General features: G+C 48.9%; 17 protein-coding genes. 12 read left to right on the plus strand and 5 right to left on the minus strand.

What is annotated here, in order from left to right; translation table 11 throughout:
- Positions 1–140 precede the first annotated feature (140 nt).
- Positions 141–1,214 carry a ThiF family adenylyltransferase gene (locus tag ABEW73_RS30360; RefSeq protein ID WP_430165631.1) on the plus strand — a complete coding sequence of 358 codons (1,074 nt, stop codon included), beginning with the start codon at positions 141–143 and terminating at the stop codon, positions 1,212–1,214.
- 94 nt (positions 1,215–1,308) lie between these two features.
- On the opposite strand, the gene ABEW73_RS30365 is transcribed toward ABEW73_RS30360, so the two are convergent.
- Positions 1,309–4,659 (minus strand): discoidin domain-containing protein, encoded by a 3,351-nt coding sequence (locus ABEW73_RS30365; RefSeq protein WP_430165317.1) that lies wholly within the window; start codon positions 4,657–4,659, stop codon positions 1,309–1,311.
- A gap of 220 nt (positions 4,660–4,879) precedes the next feature.
- Here ABEW73_RS30365 and ABEW73_RS30370 point away from each other — a divergent pair, with 220 nt between their 5' ends.
- Positions 4,880–5,602, plus strand: a complete 723-nt coding sequence (locus tag ABEW73_RS30370) for a response regulator transcription factor (RefSeq protein WP_430165314.1) — start codon at positions 4,880–4,882, stop codon at positions 5,600–5,602.
- A gap of 50 nt (positions 5,603–5,652) precedes the next feature.
- Here the strand turns inward: ABEW73_RS30370 and ABEW73_RS30375 are convergent, their stop codons facing one another.
- The gene (locus tag ABEW73_RS30375; RefSeq protein WP_430165312.1) at positions 5,653–6,147 is read right to left on the minus strand and encodes a C40 family peptidase; all 495 of its coding nucleotides are present in this window, start codon (positions 6,145–6,147) and stop codon (positions 5,653–5,655) included.
- Between the two features lie 268 nt (positions 6,148–6,415).
- Positions 6,416–7,060: a thiamine diphosphokinase gene (locus ABEW73_RS30380; protein ID WP_430165310.1), complete on the minus strand. Its 645-nt coding sequence runs from the start codon at positions 7,058–7,060 to the stop codon at positions 6,416–6,418.
- Between the two features lie 139 nt (positions 7,061–7,199).
- On the opposite strand from ABEW73_RS30380, the gene ABEW73_RS30385 reads away from it, so the two are divergent.
- The gene (locus ABEW73_RS30385; RefSeq protein WP_430165628.1) at positions 7,200–7,847 is read left to right on the plus strand and encodes a trimeric intracellular cation channel family protein; all 648 of its coding nucleotides are present in this window, start codon (positions 7,200–7,202) and stop codon (positions 7,845–7,847) included.
- 85 nt (positions 7,848–7,932) lie between these two features.
- On the plus strand, positions 7,933–8,397 hold the full coding sequence (locus ABEW73_RS30390; protein WP_430165307.1) for a low molecular weight protein-tyrosine-phosphatase: 465 nt from the start codon (positions 7,933–7,935) through the stop codon (positions 8,395–8,397).
- A gap of 304 nt (positions 8,398–8,701) precedes the next feature.
- On the opposite strand, the gene ABEW73_RS30395 is transcribed toward ABEW73_RS30390, so the two are convergent.
- A complete protein-coding gene (locus ABEW73_RS30395) occupies positions 8,702–9,430 on the minus strand; it encodes an alpha/beta hydrolase (protein WP_430165304.1) in 729 nt (242 codons plus the stop codon).
- A 256-nt stretch (positions 9,431–9,686) separates the two neighbouring features.
- Between ABEW73_RS30395 and pdhA the strand changes: the two genes are divergently transcribed.
- From pdhA to ABEW73_RS30435, 8 genes are all read left to right on the plus strand, one after another.
- Entirely contained in the window at positions 9,687–10,754 is a 1,068-nt protein-coding gene (gene pdhA, locus ABEW73_RS30400; RefSeq protein ID WP_076321344.1) for a pyruvate dehydrogenase (acetyl-transferring) E1 component subunit alpha, read from the plus strand.
- Positions 10,755–10,921: 167 nt separating this feature from the next.
- Positions 10,922–11,899 (plus strand): alpha-ketoacid dehydrogenase subunit beta, encoded by a 978-nt coding sequence (locus ABEW73_RS30405; RefSeq protein ID WP_009589183.1) that lies wholly within the window; start codon positions 10,922–10,924, stop codon positions 11,897–11,899.
- Positions 11,900–11,928: 29 nt separating this feature from the next.
- Positions 11,929–13,248, plus strand: a complete 1,320-nt coding sequence (locus ABEW73_RS30410; protein ID WP_430165301.1) for a dihydrolipoamide acetyltransferase family protein — start codon at positions 11,929–11,931, stop codon at positions 13,246–13,248.
- A gap of 3 nt (positions 13,249–13,251) precedes the next feature.
- Positions 13,252–14,667 carry a dihydrolipoyl dehydrogenase gene (gene lpdA, locus ABEW73_RS30415; protein WP_009589200.1) on the plus strand — a complete coding sequence of 472 codons (1,416 nt, stop codon included), beginning with the start codon at positions 13,252–13,254 and terminating at the stop codon, positions 14,665–14,667.
- Between the two features lie 195 nt (positions 14,668–14,862).
- On the plus strand, positions 14,863–15,657 hold the full coding sequence (thyA, locus tag ABEW73_RS30420) for a thymidylate synthase (protein WP_430165298.1): 795 nt from the start codon (positions 14,863–14,865) through the stop codon (positions 15,655–15,657).
- A gap of 59 nt (positions 15,658–15,716) precedes the next feature.
- Entirely contained in the window at positions 15,717–16,205 is a 489-nt protein-coding gene (locus tag ABEW73_RS30425) for a dihydrofolate reductase (RefSeq protein ID WP_430165295.1), read from the plus strand.
- 311 nt (positions 16,206–16,516) lie between these two features.
- Positions 16,517–18,004 carry a glutamate synthase subunit beta gene (locus ABEW73_RS30430; RefSeq protein WP_430165293.1) on the plus strand — a complete coding sequence of 496 codons (1,488 nt, stop codon included), beginning with the start codon at positions 16,517–16,519 and terminating at the stop codon, positions 18,002–18,004.
- Positions 18,005–18,120: 116 nt separating this feature from the next.
- Positions 18,121–20,412: a DNA topoisomerase 3 gene (locus ABEW73_RS30435; RefSeq protein ID WP_430165291.1), complete on the plus strand. Its 2,292-nt coding sequence runs from the start codon at positions 18,121–18,123 to the stop codon at positions 20,410–20,412.
- A 69-nt stretch (positions 20,413–20,481) separates the two neighbouring features.
- On the opposite strand, the gene ABEW73_RS30440 is transcribed toward ABEW73_RS30435, so the two are convergent.
- Entirely contained in the window at positions 20,482–21,219 is a 738-nt protein-coding gene (locus ABEW73_RS30440; protein ID WP_430165288.1) for an HAD family hydrolase, read from the minus strand.
- Positions 21,220–21,224: the final 5 nt, after the last annotated feature.

Raw genomic sequence — 21,224 nt, forward strand, 5'->3', positions numbered from 1 at the left:
TTTTCAATCATGGGTCGTCGTCAAAAAAACTTCGTGAACGTCATCTTTTGTTAGAAGATTTGCAGATATTGATCGGAGGTAAATTCATGTTTGGTTTAAGCGATAACAGGGAGGAAGTAAATCGTACACAGCCTCTCTTCATGGCAGCCTCGGGGTCCCCGGACCGTGGTGTAACCATGAATAGGGAACGAGAGGATCGGTATTCTAGGCAAGAGCGCTTTACGCCATTTGGAAAAGAGGGCCAGCTCCGCCTCCGGGACAGTCACGTGCTCGTTCTTGGTGCTGGGGCGCTGGGAAGCGCTATAGCTGAAACTTTGGTTCGCGCAGGTGTCGGGCATGTAACGATCGTGGATCGGGATTACGTGGAATGGAGCAATCTGCAGCGTCAGCAGCTGTTTACCGAACAGGATGCGGTCGATCGATTGCCGAAGGCCGTAGCAGCGGCTAAACGGTTATCCGAAATTAATTCGGATGGTATCGTAGATGGTATCGTTATGGATGTACGTGCCCAGGAACTGTCGGTACTCTGTCAAGGCGTTGATTTGATGATGGATGCTACCGATAATTTCGGGACCCGGCTGATCCTTAACGACATCGGTTTTAAGCATGGAATCCCGTGGATTTACGGAGGCTGCGTGGGAAGTTCAGGCATGAGTTACACATTCTTGCCGGGAGAGACGCCATGCTTGAACTGTCTGCTTGGAACGATTCCCTTGGGTGGTGACACCTGCGACATTAACGGAATTCTTCCGCAAGCGGTACAGGTGGTCGTTGCCCACCAAACGATGGAAGCGATGAAGCTTTTGTCAGGACACCGACATGCTCTTAGAAGAAAGATGCTGTCATTTGATTTATGGCGTAATGAACGGGTGGAGTTTGGCGTGGACCGAGCGAAAAAATCGGACTGCCTCACATGTGGTGAGCATCCGGAATATCCTTATTTGACGGCTGAACATGCTGATAAAAGCGAAGTGTTGTGCGGCAGGGATACGGTACAGATCAGACCAGCCAGACCGCTGCAGCTTCAGCTGGATGAAATGGCCGATCGATTAAACAGCCTCCATCAAGGAAAAGCAACCGCAACGCCGTATATGATCATCTATCAGGTGAATCCACATCGTTTGGTTATATTCCGGGACGGTAGAACCTTGGTACATGGCACGTCGGATATTGCCAAGGCCAGGTCGCTGTATAATCAATACGTTGGTGGTTAGTTACAAGGACTATAGCAAAGTGTTCCATCAACAATGTGTAAACGCACAAAAGGAGGAGTCGCACAGGACTCCTCCTTTTGATATTGAAGCCGGATTATTGCACGATCAATTGAAAGCCGTTCTGAATGAAATACAGATCAGGATGTGCGATATTTTGCGTTGTTAGATTGTTAAATGTTGCCGACCCATTACCCGTATATGTGTAAATCGCCGCACCCGGATGAGGATTCGAGAACCTCGAGGATGTTATCCCATCAAGTCCTGTACCGTCGATATTGATGTTGTTAAATACGATGTTCTGAAAACCGCCGCCATAACCAAGCTGAACGGCACTGCGCTGGGTGTTCAGGATATCGATGTTGGTGAACGTGACATTGCGGATTGCATCATTCGATGCTTCCAGATCGATTGCGCCGCGCTCCCCATTGTACAGGTCTTTACTGGTTCCACTCCCAATGATCGTTGTATCGGAGAACAGAATGCCGGTATTGTTCTGGAAATGGTATCCCGGGAACACCGTATTCATTCGAATACCGGATCCTCCTACGGTGTCAACAATCAGATTATGAGTGGCCTTGTGACCGCTTCCCCCAAAGAAAGCGATGGCTGCTGCACGCCAGTTATTTTCGATGGTGTTATAAGAGAAGGTGTTGTTAACGCCCGCAGGTGCGCCATTTACGTTACTCGTCCAGACGGCGAGACCATCGTCGCCGTTATTTCGAATGCTGCTGTTGCGAACAGTCGAATGGCTGGTCCCCTGGGCAAAATTGACTCCATCCGCCAGGTTATTGCGAATCCGGCTATTCTCAATAATCAGTCCTTCCGCGATAATGGCTGGGGTATGCGCATAATCGCCTACCCAGAACCCACACTCAAAATGCTCGACCCACACATTGTGAATTTTGGAGTTGGTGCCGAAGTTATCCATAAATCCCTTGTAGATTGCATTTTGATTATAACGTGACCGCAGATTGGAGTTGAGGTAGATATGGCTGAAATCCAGCTGGCCCGTGATCCGGAGCGAGATCCCGCCGGAAGCCGCATTCGGGTTGGTAAATTGAATGTTCGTATGCCAGATGCCTGCCCCCATGATTTTGAGGTCATCAATCATATTGCCAACTGATCCAATCTTCCACATGTTGCCCAAATGGAATGTCCCTTCAGGAATGTATAAGGTTTTACCTGATGAAGCGGCAGCCTGTACGGCAGCTTCAAACGCCGATAGGTCATCTTGGCCGTCGTTCGGGGTTGCACCAAAATCCGTTACGGATACCGAATTTGCCGGACGAGCGATTGCCGCAGGGACCGGCTCGATTTCGATAAAATCAACGCCATATTCCAGGTTATCGGCATTGGACTTCTGAATACGAATTTTGTCTCCCGGCTGGAGGGGCGTATCCATCTTCCAGTGTACTTCATCGAACCGGAAGAGAGGGCGTCCTCCACCAGGCTCATCTGCAGGATGATCGCTGGAGAAATATTGCCAGCTGTAGTAGGAAGTCAATGGAATGGTCTTTTTCTTCGTGCCGTTCACATAAACGTCGAGGGAGCCGGTCAATCCCATGCCGTTAGATGAATCCGGCATCGTATAGCGCATGGTTACGCCGGCACCACCTTCACCTTGTCTAACCGTCCATTCCAGATTGGACCCGTTAGAGGGAAGAGCCACATAACGTTGGCCGGATGCTTCTGATGCTGTCAGTGCTTGATCGAATGTCGGAGCGGTCTTCAGCAATGCACCGCCGCCGCGTATTGCATCATCCGTATCATAACGTGTATATGGCATGCTGGCGCCGCGGGAGGAATATACGGTGAGATTGGCCTGGCTGACGTTGTTCTCCCGTTTGACCGGTTCTTCATTAGCATCTGGTGCCACGGTGGTTGTTAACGTATAGCTGCCATTTGCCGCTGTCCATGTGCCCGGAATATTGACGTTGGCGGAGGCACCAGCAGCGAGCGCGCCTTGATAGCTTCCGGTGAAGGTTTGGATCGTTGAACCGGCCGGATTCTTCAGCGCAACGGAAATCGCGTGGGGGCCGCTTGCAGAGGTCTTGTTTCCTTGATTCTGAAGATTTACGGTAAAGGCCACTGCATTCCCTGCGACTGGTGTGGAGGGTGTCCAGTGTACCGTTCCCACCAAATCGGAGCTTTCAACGGGAGCAATAACCAGAGGGGACACATGCGAATAGCTGTTATTCCCTTTATTCTGTTCTATGATTTTGTTATCCTCATCCACTTTGGCACTGATGGAATACGATGCAGCCGGTTTGGTTCCTGCTTGGAGCGTTACCGTGGTGGATGCTCCTGCCGCAAGCGGACCAACCGGGGAGGAACCTGCTTTGGAACCATTTAAGTAAAAATTGACCGTCGTAGCCCCAGCTTCCAAGTCCCCAATGTTTTTAACTGTAGCACGCAGTGTAATGTCATCGTTTTCAATCGGGGAAGCAGGAGTCCAGGACATATCCGTAATGGTCAGGTCCGGATTCTGTGCGGGTGTGCCGTAAACTTCCAATTCCGCAATCTGCCCTGCCGGTGCGCCGGAATTGGACGTTATGTTCAATTGAAGACGTTTCACGGTCGCCGTTACTGGAATCGTCACAAAGTTGCCGGACGAGGGATTGAATGTATAAGACTGAGCCGATACCAAATTACTAAAATTGGTTGTGCTCTGGTCATGTCCAAGCACTTGTATGGTTTGGGTGCGCGTACTCCACGCTGAAGAGGGATTCAGCTTCAGCACGATGGAGGTGACATCGTGATCGGTTCCCAAGTCGAGCGTCAAGGAGCTTGGATTGCTTCCGCCTTCCCAGTAGGTTTGAATGTCGCTGTCGTTAGCATGGGTTGCTACATACGTGAAGGTGCTTGAGGAGGCGGTAATCGGTTTGCCGCTGGCGATATTGTTACCCGTTGGAGGTGTTGGCGGAGAGACCGATGGTCCATAAATTTCAAACTCAGACAACTGCGCTGCCGGCCAAGTCGTGTTACTGGTTACGGTCAGGCGAACATATCGCGTGCTCGCTTCGTCAAAACGGATAGTTACCGAGTTTCCTGCTGTAGACGGGTTGAATTCATAATCGGCCGAATCCGCGATATTTGAGAATGTCGAACCGTTTGAGCTGCCTTGTACGGTTAACGTTTGTGTCCGTGATTCCCAGGTGGCAGGTAGTTTAAGGACGATCCGGTTGATGCTTGTGTCAGCACCGAGATCGACTTGAATCCACTGCGGAAAGGCATGATTGGTGCTTTCCCAGTACGAACCTTGATTGCCATCGTTAACGTTAGCTGGCTCGTAGGTTTGGGATTGACCACTTGCTGTTACGGCTTTGCCGAGGGAGAGGTTTGTTTCGTCTGCGGCTGCAGCCACAGCGGGAGGTCCGGCGGTTGTGAACAAAATGGATATCAGCATGGCTACGACAAGAGGCCATGCTACGAGTTTGTTGCGCATGTCATTTTCCTCCTCCATCATTTGTTGATGAGCTGAGCAGTGAAGATATCCCCCTTTCCTATTCTTATATCCCATTATAAAAATAGCGTCACTCCGGAGATAAGATGTAATTCTACGGAAATCGTAGGTGATTCCAGCATCTTTCGGGATAAAGCAGGAGTGAAAGTAGGATGAATCAGACATACTTACATTATTAAGTGTTGAAAGCGGGGGAGAACCCGTGGAGAAAGTAATACTGATCGCGGCTGACAATCAGGATCGGACTCAGACGGTTATTGAGATATTAGAACAGACGGGTTATGAGGTAACGCATGCCATGAATTATTCGGAAGTAGTCGCCATTTTGCAGCGCTCAAGCGCAGACTTGCTGCTTATTGACAGCAGACTACCGGGGATGAGTCAATTCAATCTCGTGGAGCGGCTGACAGGCAAAAGGGAACAGATCCCGATCATCGTGATTGGAAATGACGGTTCTGATGAAGCCATTCAGGCATTGGAGGCAGGTGCCCACGACTATATCCCTGATGACAGAGATACAAGAGAGCTGTTGGCGCGGATTGCCAATCTGTTGAAACTTTTTCAGACAAGTCGCATGGAACAGGAAGAAGCCATTCAAATTGGAGATTTGGTGATCGATCCTCTAAGCCGCAGTGTATCCAGGGAAAATGAACCGGTGGAGCTGACTCATCGCGAATATGATCTGCTGTTGTTCTTGGCTAGAAGACAGGGGCAGGTATGCACGCGTGAGGAGATTTTAAAACAGGTGTGGGATTTTGATTTTCATACGGGTACCAACGTGGTGGATGTCTATATTCTTCATCTAAGAGAGAAAATCGATAGAGGGCGCAAACAAAAGCTGCTGCGTACGATTCGAGGGACTGGATATAAACTGTTATCGCAGGAAGAAATCAATGCTGCAAGCAAAAAAGACCGCCTTCCGTGAGTGGAAGACGGTCTTTGATTTCGTTCGATAGTGAAAAGTGGAGTAATGAACTACAGCACGCGGCGGGCTTTCAGGTAAGTCTTGCTCCAGTTGCCTGACAGGCTGGAGATCGTTACGCCAGGCTTGCCGTAAGTGTGCAAAATTTTGTTGTTGCCCATATAAACGGCTACGTGTGTTACGTTTCTACCATTTGCGCGGCTTCCGCTCGAGAAGAATATCAAATCGCCGGCTCTCAGGTTCGATTTTGATACAGCCTTACCGACTTTGGATTGGGCAGCGGATGTGCGTGGCAGATTTACGCCGTATTTTTTAAAGATATGCTTCATAAAGGAAGAGCAATCAAACACTCTTGTCGTGGACGTGGATGCTCCGAATTTATAAGGTGTTCCCATATATTGTTTACCAAAGTTAACGACTTGAGTTCCTGTGCTTACCGATGCTGCTTCTACAGGAGCCGGTGGTGCAACAGTAAGAACTGCTCCTACACCCAAAGTTGCGCTCAAGCTGATTACTACGGCCTTCTTAATCCAAAGTTGTCGATTCATGTTGTTATTACCTCCAAGCAGTTTTTGTTTTTGCGATGAACCGAGTATATCAGATTTGAAACCGACTATATTTTGGATAATCAGCGCAAACCCTTGGGCCGCATGAAATGAAAGCGTATTATTAAAATATCATTAAAAGTTACAAAAAATTAAGAATTAGATGAAAAAGATGGCTTGGAAACAAGAAAAAACCCTTGATATACAAGGGTTTTTGGCAATAATTTCGATTGTTAACATTGCTGCATCAAAGATGACAAAATAGTAATGATTAGTGGTCTTTACTCTGAATAATAAGGAGCAGGCCGCCTTCAATCCGGACCGTCCCTTTGTCCTCGGCCAGCTTATTGCTAACTCCAAGAGACTGCCCCAATCGCAATGTGGCATCGTGAAGCGGGTACTCAAATCCTTCGAGATGGATCCCGGTAACTTCCGTAGTCAGCGGCAGCAGGGAGACATATGTAAACCCTTTGTTCTCAACCATGCAGCTGGAGCCCGTCAGGGTAATAAAATTGTTCTCATCTAATATAGAACACGGAATATGATGTTGGAGTCCACGAATCAGCATATGGATATTAGCCAGCGTGTGATCCAGGCGCGTTCCCGTAGCTCCTAGAATCAGGATGGATTTGGGGGAATGCTCCAGTGCCATTTCGAAAGCCAGCTCGGTGTCGGTCAAATTTTTATCGATCGGATCACAGTCGATCACCTTACCGCTCATAGAGCGTATTCGATCCATCTGGCCGGGCGGAATGGAGTCAAAGTCTCCAACGGACAGATCCGGCTTGATCCCATGTTCAATCAGGTAGAGGGCTCCGCGATCAGCCCCTATAATGAAGTCCCCATTTTGAACCTCATCCAGGAAATGCGGTGACAACTCCCCACCTGTAAAGATCAGGACGCGAGTATGGCTCATTATTATAAATTCCTCCTTTTTCGAGAGAATTGTCATTGTATTCTAGTATAGAGCAGTTTTCATGCTTGCACAATTTTAATAGGCACGGCTACAATGTAGTATGTAAATTGACGGGGAGCGGGGGAACTGAATTTTGGACATGCATGTGTTTGACGTATTCAGTATCATTGGCACCATTGCGTTTGCCATGTCCGGAGCTTTTGTAGCTATGGAAGAGGAATACGATATTCTGGGGGTTGTGGTTCTGGGTTTAGTCACAGCTTTCGGCGGGGGTATTATAAGAAACGTACTGATCGGCGTGCCGGTTACCACCCTGTGGAGTCAGGGAGATTTAATCATGCTTGCGATGATTTCAGTATTTGTAGCCTTTGTGCTGCCGCTCGGTTTGATCCAGCATTGGAAGAAAACGGAGGCGCTGTTCGATGCGATCGGATTATCTGCCTTTGCGATTCAAGGGGCTTTATATGCTACGCAAATGAATCACCCCATGAGCGCGGTGATTGTGGCTGCTGTGCTTACCGGAAGCGGCGGTGGAATGGTCCGCGATTTATTGGCAGGGCGGAAACCGCTGGTGCTGCGGGATGAGATCTATGCGGTCTGGGCCATGATAGCAGGAGTCGCCATTGGCCTTGGTGTCGCCACCAAGACATGGGAACTGCTGGCTTTGTTTGTTGTGGTGATCGTATTCCGGATGCTGTCCGTGCTTTATAAATGGAGATTGCCCAGAAGGTTGCTGCACGAGGGTCATCCTGCGGCAGCCAATGGAAAGAAAGTCAGTTCGGGTTAATGGAAGGTAGGGAGCAACAACAATACTCATTTAGTTGGATTTCTCGTAAAATGACGATTTATTATAGCGTGAAGGAGAGAGGACCATGGTATCCGTTTTGTTTGTATGTTTGGGCAATATCTGCCGCTCGCCAATGGCGGAAGCGGTGCTGCGACATAAAATTGTACTGCGTGGGCTGCAGGAAAAGATCAGCGTGGATTCTGCCGGCACAGGAGATTGGCATATCGGGAACGTTCCCCATGAAGGAACCCGAAAGCTGCTGGACAGCTGGCAAATCAGCTACGAAGGAATGGTTGCTCGCAAAGTGGTAAGCGAGGACCTCGTCAAGTTTGATTACGTCATCGGCATGGATGATTCGAATGTGGCAAATATGCGCAAGTTAGCGGGCGGCGAACAGGCTGCGATTCTGAAGTTTATGGATTTGCTGCCCGATGAAAAGCTGCGCGAGGTGCCGGATCCGTATTTCACTGGAAATTTTGATGAGGTGTATCGGCTAATTGATGCGGGGTGTGACATCTTACTGGACAAAATCATGAAAGAAAAGCTATAATCGATTCGAACAAGCGGTGAGTCCACCGCTTTTTTGACGAAAATCATTGAAAGCGATACCAAGAAGAACGGGCTGCTGAACATAAAAGATGAACAATGCACATTCCATAAAAAATGCGCGGTTGTTCATCTTTTTTTGAAGTGAAGCAACAGGAGTGGCATAACTTGTGCTAACGATTGCTTCAAAGGTATTCTTTTTTGCTAACTGCTTTAAAGCGCAACGCGTGAAGTCCCGGGTGGGACAGGCAATGAATTTTGCTGTAACAGGTCATTTATATAACCAATGGATTTTGCCAATCCATCGATTAATCCAGGAAGTACATAAGAGCAGCAGGGAGCTCTTTTTGCCAGAATCCCCAAAGGTGACGGCCGTCTTTTTCAAAATAGGATATAGTGGCACCCCGTTCTTCCAGCAATGCCTTTGTTGAACGATTCAGTTCAACGAAGTTATAGACACCTGTATCGGTTGCATAGTTGTCTTCTTGCAAGCCTACAATCATATAGATGTCGAGCCAGGACAAATCCCGTTCTTCTCTAATCATATTCTGGGACTTCTCATAGAAGGCGCCAGACAAGCTGATGATTCGGGTAAAGAGATGCGGGTAACGCAAGGCCAGATGCACGGAGACGCTTCCGCCAAGGGAGTCGCCGGCGAGTACTCTTTCGGCAGGCTCTTTGCGCACAGGATATTTTTGTTCGACGAAGGGAATAATCTCTTCGGCGAAGCAGGATAGATAAGCATCGAAACGGTTGCCGAATGGCGCGTACTCCTCGGTGCGAACTTTGGTGTTCACTTCCACGCCTACAATGATGAACGGCTCCACGCCTTCTTCGAGAATGAGCTGGTTGGCCCAAGTCGCGATGCGACCAAAATTGAAAAATTCCTCTCCATCCTGACAGTAAACGACAGGATAGCTGAGAATTTCATTGTATCCGGGAGGAAGGTAAATGCGCAGCGTTCGATTCTCCTGCAGAAACTTGCTTTCAATCACTTCTTTTACAATGGTTCGCTTCAATAAACGTTCATTCGTCATCATTCGTCACCTTTTTCGGGTTAGTTTTTGAAATGCGGTAAACAATAAGTTAAAATTACCCTGACATGTCTAAGTTGGCTGCTGTTCTATGATGTTTGTCATACTGTTATAGTATTATCTATTGTCTGTTATACATACAAACGTTAAGAAATATGAAATTTTATCTCGTATTTCTTTGACGAATGGAGTGAAACAGGTGTATAATAATTCTATAACAGCGGAACTTGATATTCAAATATTTATTGAGGTGAAAAAAATGACCAAGGTTCCTTATGAAGTATATACCGAGGAAGTCGATACTCTATCTGTACTTTCCCCGGATGGCAAAATCGTAAACAAAGATCTTTTGCCTGAATTGTCAGATGATCAACTGAAAGAAATTATGTACCGTATGGTATTTACCCGTACTTGGGACGACCGTGCCGTAAATCTCGGCCGTCAAGGGCGTCTCGGTTTCTATGCTCCAGTATCCGGTCAAGAAGCAACGATGGTAGGTAGCGAATTCGCGCTTGAGAAAGACGACTTTGTCTGCCCGGGCTACCGTGATATGCCGCAAATCGTATGGCATGGACTTCCACTTTATCAAGCATTCCTCTATTCCCGCGGACATCAGCATGGCGGACAAATTCCGGAGGGTGTTAACGTATTGATGCCTCAGATCATCATTGGCGCGCAAATCTTGCATGCTATGGGTATCGCTATGGGTTACAAATTGAAGAAGCAAAAACAAGTTGCTATTACGTATACCGGTGACGGTGGTTCTTCCGAAGGCGACTTCTACGAAGGTTTGAACTATGCAGGCGTGTACAAACTGCCTGTTATCTTCTTCGTGCAAAACAACGGCTATGCGATCACAACTCCATTCTCCAAGCAAACTGCAGCATTGTCTATCGCACATAAAGCTGTAGCAGCTGGTATCAAGGGTGTTAAAGTTGACGGCATGGATGTTCTCGCTGTGATCAAGGCCGTTCGTGACGCTGCAGAACGCGGCCGCAATGGCGAAGGCGCAACGCTTATCGAAGCTGTGACATACCGTTTCCGTCCGCATTCCCTGTCTGACGACGCTACGAAATATCGTACGAAGGAAGAAGAGGGCGAGTGGAACGAGAAGGATCCGATCGCACGTCTTGCGAAGTACCTGGAAGCAAAAGGCCTCTGGACAGAGGAAGATACAGCTCGCGTGAGAGAAGAAGCGAAAGCGAAAGTCAACGAGCAAATTAAAAAAGCAGAACAAACGGAAAAAATGACGGTACCTGGTTTGATCGACAGCATGTTCGAACAAACACCGAAGCATCTGGAAGAGCAGAAAGCCGATTTTCAATAAAAATGATGGGCCGATGATTGTCGAAGGTTGATCCTGGATAATCATCCGGTTTGTCATGGCTGCATGCATCAGGTCTGTTTTAAATTACGTTTTGACATCGATATATAGCCGCAAGGCATAACACTGGAATTTTAGTGAACTGTATTTCTTAAGGAGGAAATGAAGCAATGGCACAAATGAACATGAAAGAAGCGATTCGCGACGCCATGCGCGTTGAATTGAGCCGTGACCCTAACGTTGTCATCTTCGGTGAAGACGTAGGTAATGTCGGCGGTGTTTTCCGGGTAACGGAAGGCCTTCAAAAAGAATTCGGGGAAGAGCGCGTATTCGATACGCCGCTGGCTGAGTCCGCTATCGGCGGTTTGGCAGTAGGTCTCGGTATTCAAGGCTTCCGTCCGATCGCTGAAATTCAATTCGTTGGATTTATCTTTGAGGCGCTTGACCAAATCGTCGTTCAAGCAGCGCGTATGCGTTACCGTTCCGGTGGACGTTACAACTCCCCAATCGTATTCCGTACGCCATTCGGCGGCGGGGTTAAAGCAGCTGAGCTGCATACGGATGCACTCGAAGGTTTGATTACGCAAACCCCGGGTATTAAAGTTGTAGTACCTTCCAATCCTTATGATGCAAAAGGACTCATGATCGCAGCGATTCGCGACAATGACCCTGTATTCTTCATGGAGCACTTGAACCTGTACCATGCGTTCCGCGCTGAAGTTCCTGAAGGTGATTACACCGTTGAGCTTGGCAAGGCTAACGTGGTTCGCGAAGGAACGGACGTTACGATTATCGCTTACGGCCTGATGGTTCATACTGCTACGAAAGCGGCAGACGAGCTTGAGAAGAACGGAATCAAAGCAGAAATCATCGACCTGCGCACCATTTCTCCAATCGACATCGATACCGTGCTGGCTTCGGTTAAGAAAACCAACCGTGCCATCGTGGTTCAAGAAGCACAAAAATCGGCAGGCGTAGCTGCAGAAGTTATCGCTCAAATCAACGAGAAAGCGATTCTGCACTTGGAAGCTCCAGTGCTTCGCGTGACTCCGCCGGACACGGTGTATCCATTCGCGCAAATCGAGGACACTTGGTTGCCTACTCCAGCACGTATCGTGGATGCCGTTAATAAAGTATTGAATTTCTAATAGCAGCAATATCTAGGGAGGTTTTTCAGTTGGCAAAATTTGAATATCGTTTTCCAGAGCTGGGTGAAGGTCTGCATGAAGGTGAAATCATCAAAATGCATATCAAGCCAGGTGACAAAGTAACAGACGACGACATCATCATGGAAGTGCAAAACGACAAGGCGGTCGTAGAAGTTCCTTGTCCCGTGAACGGTACGGTTCAAGAAGTGTTTGCCAAGGATGGTCAAGTGTGCCGTGTCGGTGAAGTGGTAGCTATCATCGATGCTGAAGGCGACATTCCTGAGCAAGAAGCTCCTGCTGAAGAGCAGTCGGCGCAAGAAGCTGACGCAGCAAAAGGCAGTGCAGATACAACTTCTTCACCGGCTCAAAATGCTCCGGCTGACGCTAAACAAGGCGGAAACGGTGAAGCAGCAGCACCAGCAGCACCTAACCGTGATGTTCTGGCTACACCTAGCGTGCGTAAATTCGCTCGCGAGCAAGGCGTAGACATTGCACAAGTGCAAGGCTCCGGCAACAACGGTAAAGTGACTCGCGAAGATGTTGAAGCCTTCAAAAACGGTGGAGGCCAAGCAGCAGCTCCAGCGCAAGAAGCGGCTTCCGAAACGAAAGCAGCTCCTGCAGCAGCATCCGCAGCGGTGGACACTCGTGCAGAAGAAGAGCGCGTACCATTCAAAGGTATTCGTAAAGCGATCTCGAACGCCATGGTTAAATCGGCTTACACAGCTCCTCACGTTACGATCATGGACGAAGTTGACGTAACCGAGCTGGTAGCGTTCCGTACCCGCATGAAACCGATCGCGGAGAAGAAAGGCACGAAAGTTACGTATCTGCCATTCATCGTTAAAGCACTCGTTGCGGCTAGCCGTCAATTCCCTGCTTTGAATGCGATGATCGACGAAGAAGCGAACGAAATCGTGTACAAAAAATACTACAACATCGGTATCGCTACAGATACAGACAACGGTCTGATCGTACCGGTTATCAAAGATGCGGATCGTAAGAGCATCTGGATGATCGCTGACAGCATCCGTGACCTGGCTGCTCGCGGCCGTGAAGGTAAACTGTCTCCTAACGAAATGAAGGGCAGCACGATTTCCATCACGAACATCGGATCCGCAGGCGGTATGTTCTTTACACCAATCATTAACTTCCCAGAGGTTGCTATTCTCGGTACCGGCCGCATCAGCGAAAAAGCGGTTGTGAAGAACGGCGAGATTGTAGCAGCACCTGTTATGGCATTGTCCTTGAGCTTTGACCACCGTATCATCGATGGCGCAACGGCTCAAAACTTTATGAACTATATTAAACAACTGCTCGCTAACCCTGAGCTGCTTGTTATGGAGGTGTAACTAATGGTAGTTGGAGATGCTTCTTTAGATATTGATACTCTAGTCATTGGTGCTGGTCCTGGTGGTTATGTGGCGGCGATTCGTGCCGCCCAACTGGGTCAAAAGGTTCTGATCGTTGATAAATCGGAACTCGGCGGTGTTTGCTTGAACCGTGGTTGTATTCCTTCCAAAGCTTTGATCGCTGCAGCTCATCAGTTCGAATCCGCAAAGCATGCCGATGCATTCGGTATTTCCGTGGAGAACGTAACGGTTGATTTCGCGAAAACACAGGAATTCAAAAACGGCGTTGTCAAAAAAATGACGGGCGGCGTAGCCGGTTTGCTGAAAGGCAACAAAGTGGAAGTTTTCAACGGCGAGTGCATGTTCATCAACGAAAACGAAGCGCGTGTATTCAATGATCATGAATCTCCGCGTTACCGCTTCAAGAACTGCATCATTGCTACAGGTTCCCGTCCAATCGAACTGAAGCCATTCCCGTTTGGCGGACGCATCTTGTCTTCTACCGAAGCATTGAACCTGCCTGAAGTACCGAAGAGCATGATCGTAATCGGTGGCGGCTACATCGGTGCCGAGCTTGGTCAAATGTACTCCAAATTCGGTTCGAAAGTAACGATCATCGAAGGTCTGGACAGCGTTCTGGCTGGCTTTGACAAAGACATGACAAGCCTCGTTACGAAAAACATGAAGAAAACCGGTATCGAAATTATCACAGGTGCTAAAGCTGAAAGTGCTGAGCAAAACGATAAAGAAGTTACCGTGAAATACTCCGTGAATGGCGAAACCAAAGAAGTAACAGCAGATTACCTGCTGGTTACAGTTGGCCGTCGTCCGAACACGGACGGAGAGCTCGGTCTGGACCTGATCGGCCTCGATATGGATGAGCGCGGATTCGTGAAAGTTGACCATCAAGGACGCACCAGCATTCCTCATATCTTCGCAATCGGGGATATCGTGTCTGGTCTGGCGCTTGCACACAAAGCTTCCTATGAAGGTAAAGTGGCTGCTGAGGCCATTTCCGGAATGCCTTCCGTTGTGGATTACAAATGTATTCCAGCGGTTGTGTTTACAGATCCAGAATGCTCGAGCGTAGGTTACACCGAAGCTCAAGCGAAGGAAAAAGGCCATAAAGTGAAAGCTGGCAAATTCCCTTACGCAGGTAACGGACGTTCCGTATCCTTGAACCATCCGGAAGGCTTCGTGAAGATCGTGGCTGAAGAAGGAACAGGACTTATTCTCGGAGCGCAAATCGTAGGTCTGGAAGCTTCCAACCTGATTGCAGAGCTCGGTCTTGCGATTGAGATGGGTGCTACGCTTGAAGATGTAGCCTTGACGATCCATGCGCATCCGACGCTTGGCGAAATCGTAATGGAAGCTGCGGAATTGGTTATGGGTCATCCGATCCACATCATTGCCCGTTAATCCGAAGACGTATTTTCGAGTCATTATATATTCAGCCAGGAGGCAGAGAACGCGCAGGCGGTTTCTGCCTCCTGTTTTATTATGTAGATATGCCAACGGATATCCGGTCTCTCCGGGCAGGGTTATTTTAAGCATCCCAATCATTCCGTGAACATGGTAGACTGAGGATATGAGATTCTAGTGAGGTGACTATACATGAAACAATACTTGGAGCTGCTGCAAGACATACTTGATCATGGAGTAGAGAAAGGGGACCGAACGGGGACGGGAACGTTATCCGTATTTGGAAGACAACTGCGTTTTGACCTTTCCAAAGGCTTCCCTCTGATGACAACCAAGCGGATTCACCTGAAATCGGTGATCCATGAGCTTCTGTGGTTCTTAAGCGGGGAAACGAACATCCGGTATCTAAAAGAAAACGGTGTGCGGATATGGGACGAATGGGCGGATGAGGAAGGCAATTTGGGACCGGTTTATGGCTCGCAGTGGCGAGCATGGGAAACGCCGGATGGACGCCATATCGACCAGATTGCCAATGTCATCGATTCGATTAAAAACAACCCCGACTCCCGGCGGCATATCGTCAGTGCCTGGAACGTGGCAGAGATCGATAACATGAAGCTGCCTCCATGCCATTTTGTATTCCAATTCTACGTGGCGGGCGGGAGGCTATCCTGTATGCTTACCATGCGCTCGGTGGACAGCTTCCTCGGGCTGCCGTTCAACATTGCGAGTTATGCGCTGCTCACCCATATGGTTGCCCAGCAGTGCGGCCTGGAGCCGGGTGAATTCATCTGGTCCGGGGGCGATGTCCATATCTATTCCAATCATATGGAACAGGTCAGAACGCAGCTTGAACGCGAGCCTTATGAGCTGCCGAAGCTGGTCATCAAGCGCAAGCCGGAGAGCATCTTTGATTATACATTCGAAGACTTTGAATTTGAGGGATACCAGTATCATCCAACCATTAAAGCGACTGTGGCTGTATAAATAGAGTTCGAGCGGGTTTGCGGTGACATCACATATATAGGAAGGAGAGACTGGCGTTCATGATATCCATGATATGGGCAATGGGCAAGGATCAGGTGATCGGGCTGAACGGTACGATGCCGTGGCGTTTGCCGCGGGATATGGCCTTTTTTAAGGAGACGACCTTGCACAAAACGATTCTGATGGGGCGCAAGACCTGGGAATCCTTTGGCAGTAAACCGCTGCCTCACCGAAAGAACATCGTGCTTACGAGAGACCAAAGCTTCACGCTGACAGAGGATCAAGGCATCGTGATCCATGATATCGATAAAGCCCTTCCCTACGCGGAGAACGGAGAACTGATGGTGATCGGCGGATCGCAGATCTATGAATTGATGCTGCCGAAAGCGGATCGTCTGTACTGCACATTTATTGATGAGACTTTTGAAGGGGATACGTTCTTTCCTGAAGTGAACTGGGATGAATGGAAGATAATTGAAGAAGTTCCCGGCATAACGGATGAGAAAAATCCGTATGCCTACCGGTTTGTTACTTTTGAACGAAAATAGACATCCTCCAATCCATTCATGTTGACAACACTTTGATAGTAGGATAGTACAAATGATCATGCATATAGTCCATTTAACAGGTGAAAAGCGAAATGCTACTATATTTTTAATGTTTATTCAAATCGCTGCTTAACTAGCCGCTAATCGTGGGGGTTCATGCTCTGATAAAAATTTTTTTAGCATAAATAGAAAAAATAAATCAGGCTGAAACCTGTTTCTTGGGTCATCTGAAGATCGATGTCGGATGATTTATGATATGATAAATTGTACATGGTAACCAGCATGGATAGAACGGATGGGGGTAAAGCAGTATGTCTACACCAACAGGATTTATGGAATATCAGCGCCAGCTTCCGGCAGATCGGAGCCCGGCAGAACGAGTTAAAGACTGGGAAGAGTTTCATAAACATTTAGAAGAAGAAGAGCTCCAGACCCAGGGAGCACGCTGCATGGACTGCGGTACGCCATACTGCCATACAGGGATCGATATGCTCGGCGGCACTTCGGGTTGCCCGATTCACAATCTGATTCCGGAATGGAACAATCTTGTATATCGGGGCTTGTGGAGAGAAGCTTTGGAGCGTCTCCATAAAACAAACAACTTCCCTGAGTTTACCGGACGCGTATGTCCTGCCCCTTGTGAGGGTTCCTGCACCGTCGGTTTGATCGGGGAGCCGGTCACGATTAAATCCATCGAGCAAGCGATCATCGATAAAGGTTTTGAGGAAGGCTGGGTTGTTCCCGAGCCGCCGGCAAAGCGCACGGGACGTCGCGTGGCCGTTGTCGGTTCTGGTCCGGCAGGTCTGGCTGCAGCTGCTCAACTGAACAAAGCAGGCCATTCCGTAACCGTCTATGAACGTGCCGACCGCATCGGCGGCCTGCTGACGTACGGGATCCCATCCATGAAGCTGGACAAGGGCATTGTTCAGCGCCGTGTAGATCTGCTCGCGGCTGAAGGCGTCGAATTCGTTGTCAACACCGAGATCGGCAAGGACATTCCTGCCAAGCAGCTGATGGAAGACTACGATGCTGTCGTACTGTGCGGCGGTGCAACAAAGCCGCGTGAATTCAATATTGAGGGCAGTGACCTCAAGGGCATTCATTACGCGATGGACTATCTGAACGGAACCATCAAGAGCCTGCTGGATTCGGGTCTTGAGGACGGCAACTACTTGTCGGCAAAAGACAAGGACGTCATTGTCATCGGCGGCGGCGATACCGGCTCCGACTGCGTCGCGACAGCGCTTCGTCACGGCTGCAGCAGCGTCACTCAGTTCGGTACGCATAAACAGGCCCCGCTGCAGCGTGATCCGATTGCGAACCCTTGGCCGCAGTTCCCGAATGTGTACACACTTGATTACGCACACGAGGAAGCCAAAGCGCTGTTTGGCAATGATCCACGCGAATTCTCCATTATGACTACGAAATTTGTCGGAGATGAAGAGGGCAATCTGAAAGAGCTTCATACCGTTCAAATCGAGCGTATTGTAGATGAAACCGGCCGTAAAGTGTATCAACCGATTCCGGGCACGGAAAAAGCATTTCCTGCTCAAATGGCGTTCATTGCCATCGGTTTTGACGGACCGGAGCATACGCTGGTCGAGCAGTTGGGCCTTGAAACGGATCGCCGTTCCAATGTGAAAGCGCCATATGGCAAATATACGACCAATGTGGATAAAGTATTTGCCGCCGGAGATATGCGCCGCGGTCAAAGCCTCGTGGTATGGGCCATCAACGAAGGCCGCGAGGTGGCACGCGAAGTAGACAAATATTTGATGGGTGCGACCGTACTGGTTTAATCCTTCTCCTAAATATGCTATCATACTAATAGTAGTAAAAAGGACTTCGCGAGAGCGAAGTCCTTTTTGGAGTTAGCCACCGCGCCATGGTGACTCATCGGGGAGGAGAATGTCATTTGAAAACGTTGGTCATTGCCGAAAAGCCGGATATGGGACGGAACATCGCTGCGGTCATCGAGCCGAGGGCCAAGAATAACCGTACATATCTTGAAGGTGAGCAATATATCATAACTTGGGCTATCGGACATCTGGTTGGGCTAGCGGAGCCGGATGCATATGATCCGAAATACAAACGCTGGAATTTACGGGACTTACCTATCATTCCGGAGCAATTCAAAATCATCCCGAATCCGAAAACCAAGGATCAGCTGAAGGTCATTGGAGAGGTCGCCAAGCGCTGCAGCCATATCGTAAATGCATGTGATGCGGGACGAGAAGGACAATATATTTTCGCTCTTATTCAACAGCAATTAAAATTGAAACAGCCTGTAAAAAGACTATGGATTTCGGATTTAACGGCGGAAAGCATTGCCCGTGGCTTCGCGGAGCTGAAGGATGGGGTTGAATTCGAGAATTTAACGCAAGCTGCGCGCGCACGCAGTGAAGCTGATTGGTTGATCGGTATGAATGCGTCGCGTGCCTTTACGACCCGTCATCAGACATTACTGTCGGTTGGGCGGGTCCAGACGCCGGTTCTGGCTCTGATCTATGACCGGCAGAAGGAAATCGAAGCCTTCGAATCGCAAACGTTTTACGACGTGAAGGCCGTGTTCAAACAAGAGCAGCTGGAGTATACCGGAACATGGCAGGGAGAGCGGCTGACCTCCCAAGAGAAAGCAGAGACGATCGCATCCAAGGTCAATGGGAAGAATGGGGCCATCACCAAATATGAAGTCAAAGAAACGAAAGAATATCCGTTCAAATTGTATGATTTGACCCTGCTTCAGCGTGAAGCCAATGCCAAATACGGATATTCTGCCAAAAAAACGCTGGATCTTGCGCAAGCGTTGTATGAGCGTCACAAGGTGATTTCATACCCGCGTACCAACTCCAATTATGTGAATGAACAGAACATCGAAGGCATGCATAAGGCACTTCATATGTTGAAATCGACCCCCTATGCATCGATGGCTGAAGGAGCGGATCCTAGCCGGGTGCACATAAACAATAAAGCGGTTTGTAATCCGCAGCGGGTTGAGGATCACCACGCCATCTTGCCGACGTTAAAGCGTCCGGGCACACTCAGCAAGGAAGAGCAGCATATTTACGATCTGGTCATCATCCGGTTTCTGTCGCATTTCTACCCGCCGGCGATGTATAAGCAGCATACGGTGCTCACCGAGGTAGAGGGTGAAACGTTCAAGACAGGCATCAAGGAACTGCTGTCGCTTGGCTGGAAGGTGCTGATTGCCCAGGACAAAGAGCAGAAGAAAGCCAAGTCTTCCAAGAAGGGGAAAGAGGACGAGGAAGAAGAAACTCAGGAATGGAACGACCGTTCCTTTGATCTATCTCCCGATGAGCCGGTACACTGCAAAAAATCCGAAGTGAAAGAAAAGGCAACCCAGCCGCCAAAGAGTTATACGGAAGGTACCTTGCTGAAGGCGATGGAGAGTGCCGGGAAATCCATTGAGGATGAAGCGCTTCGGGATGCGATGAAAGACAGCGGTCTGGGAACGCCGGCAACCCGGGCAGCGACCATTGAACGCTTGAAGAAGGTCGGATATATTACAATGCAGGGCAAAAGAATCACCGTTACCCAAAAGGGAAGGACGGCGGTGGAGTTGATCCGGCATGCTGGCGTAGAATTACTCGCTTCGCCTGAGATGACAGGTCAATGGGAACGGCGTCTTCACCAAATATCCAAGGGCGAGGCTTCCGCTGACGTGTTTATGCAAAACGTGCAGAAGTTTACCATTTCGATCATCAATAAGGTATCCTCGCAGCGTCAGGCACCTTCATCATTATTTGGCGGGGATGAGGACAAGTCCAAAGGCAGAGGGAAGCGAAGCACGGGAAAAGCTGCCGCGGCCCCACGTGACAAGGAAGAACGTGCGGCTAAGCGGACTCCGAAGTCGGATACCTCCACTTCTAGTGAAGCATCGTCCGTGCGCTCTTCATTAGGCCGATGCCCTAGACCCGGATGTGAAGGGCATATTATTGAAGGACGCAAAGGCTATGGCTGCGCGAATTTCAAAACCGGCTGCAACTATGTCATCTGGAAGGAATTTGCCGGTAAACAAGTTTCGCATGCGATGCTGAAATCCTTGCTGCTTCAAGGCAAGACCCAGCTATTATCCTTTAAAAACGAGGACGGCAGCACGTATAAAGGCAGGATTGTCCTAGCTGTTGAAGGGAACGGAAAGCTTGCCGTTCAGGCAGAGGACTCAAGTGAAGCCGTGAAATCGTGAGGCGGCACAGTTAAATAAAAAACCGAGCCAACCAGGGATCCCCTCCTTGATCGGCTCGGTCTATTTTGATTAATCTAAGTGATCTTCAATGACCTCTGGAACTTCGGTCAGCGCCGAAACGGTATATAACACATTATGCGGCTCTTGCTTCAACTCGACCAGATTATATTGCCATTCGCGCTGCTGCTTGATATAGATGCTGTTGATGCCTGCCGTCAGCGCCGGAACGACATCCGTGCGAAGCGAGTTGCCGATCATCCATGTATCGGAGCGGGAGAATGTCCCCATCGTGAGGATTTCTTCCAATGCCGTAATATTTTTATGCTGGCGAATGTAGATTCGGTCATTGAAGTAATCGGCCAACTTCATCTGTTTGATTTTACGCTTCTGAATTCTGGTCTCGCCTCCTGTGTAGAGGTGGAGGCAGTGCCCATCTTCCTGAAGCTTCTCGAGCGTCTCGACCATGCCGGGGTAGGCTTCGATTTCTTGCTCATATACACTTAGCCCTAACTCGTAGAGAAGCTCTTCTTCCTTGCGCGAGCTTTCTCTTCCATGAATGCGGCCGAAATAATGATACGTATCGATTAAGGATTGTGGGAAGTTCGCACTTGCAAATCCCAGCTTATCTACGCCGGCTACGTCGATTTCCATCTGCTTGGCCCGGACTTCTTCGGTAGTCAAGCCATCATGTTGAAACCATTCGGTCATCCACTCGAAGTAATCGCCGAGAATCAGATTGAAGTATTTGTTGCAATGTATTAATGTGTCATCCATGTCGAAGATAATATGTTGCGATGTTTTACTCATGGTTT

Origin of the sequence: Paenibacillus lautus, assembly GCF_050482385.1 — a bacterium.
GTDB lineage: Bacteria > Bacillota > Bacilli > Paenibacillales > Paenibacillaceae > Paenibacillus_AQ > Paenibacillus_AQ lautus_B.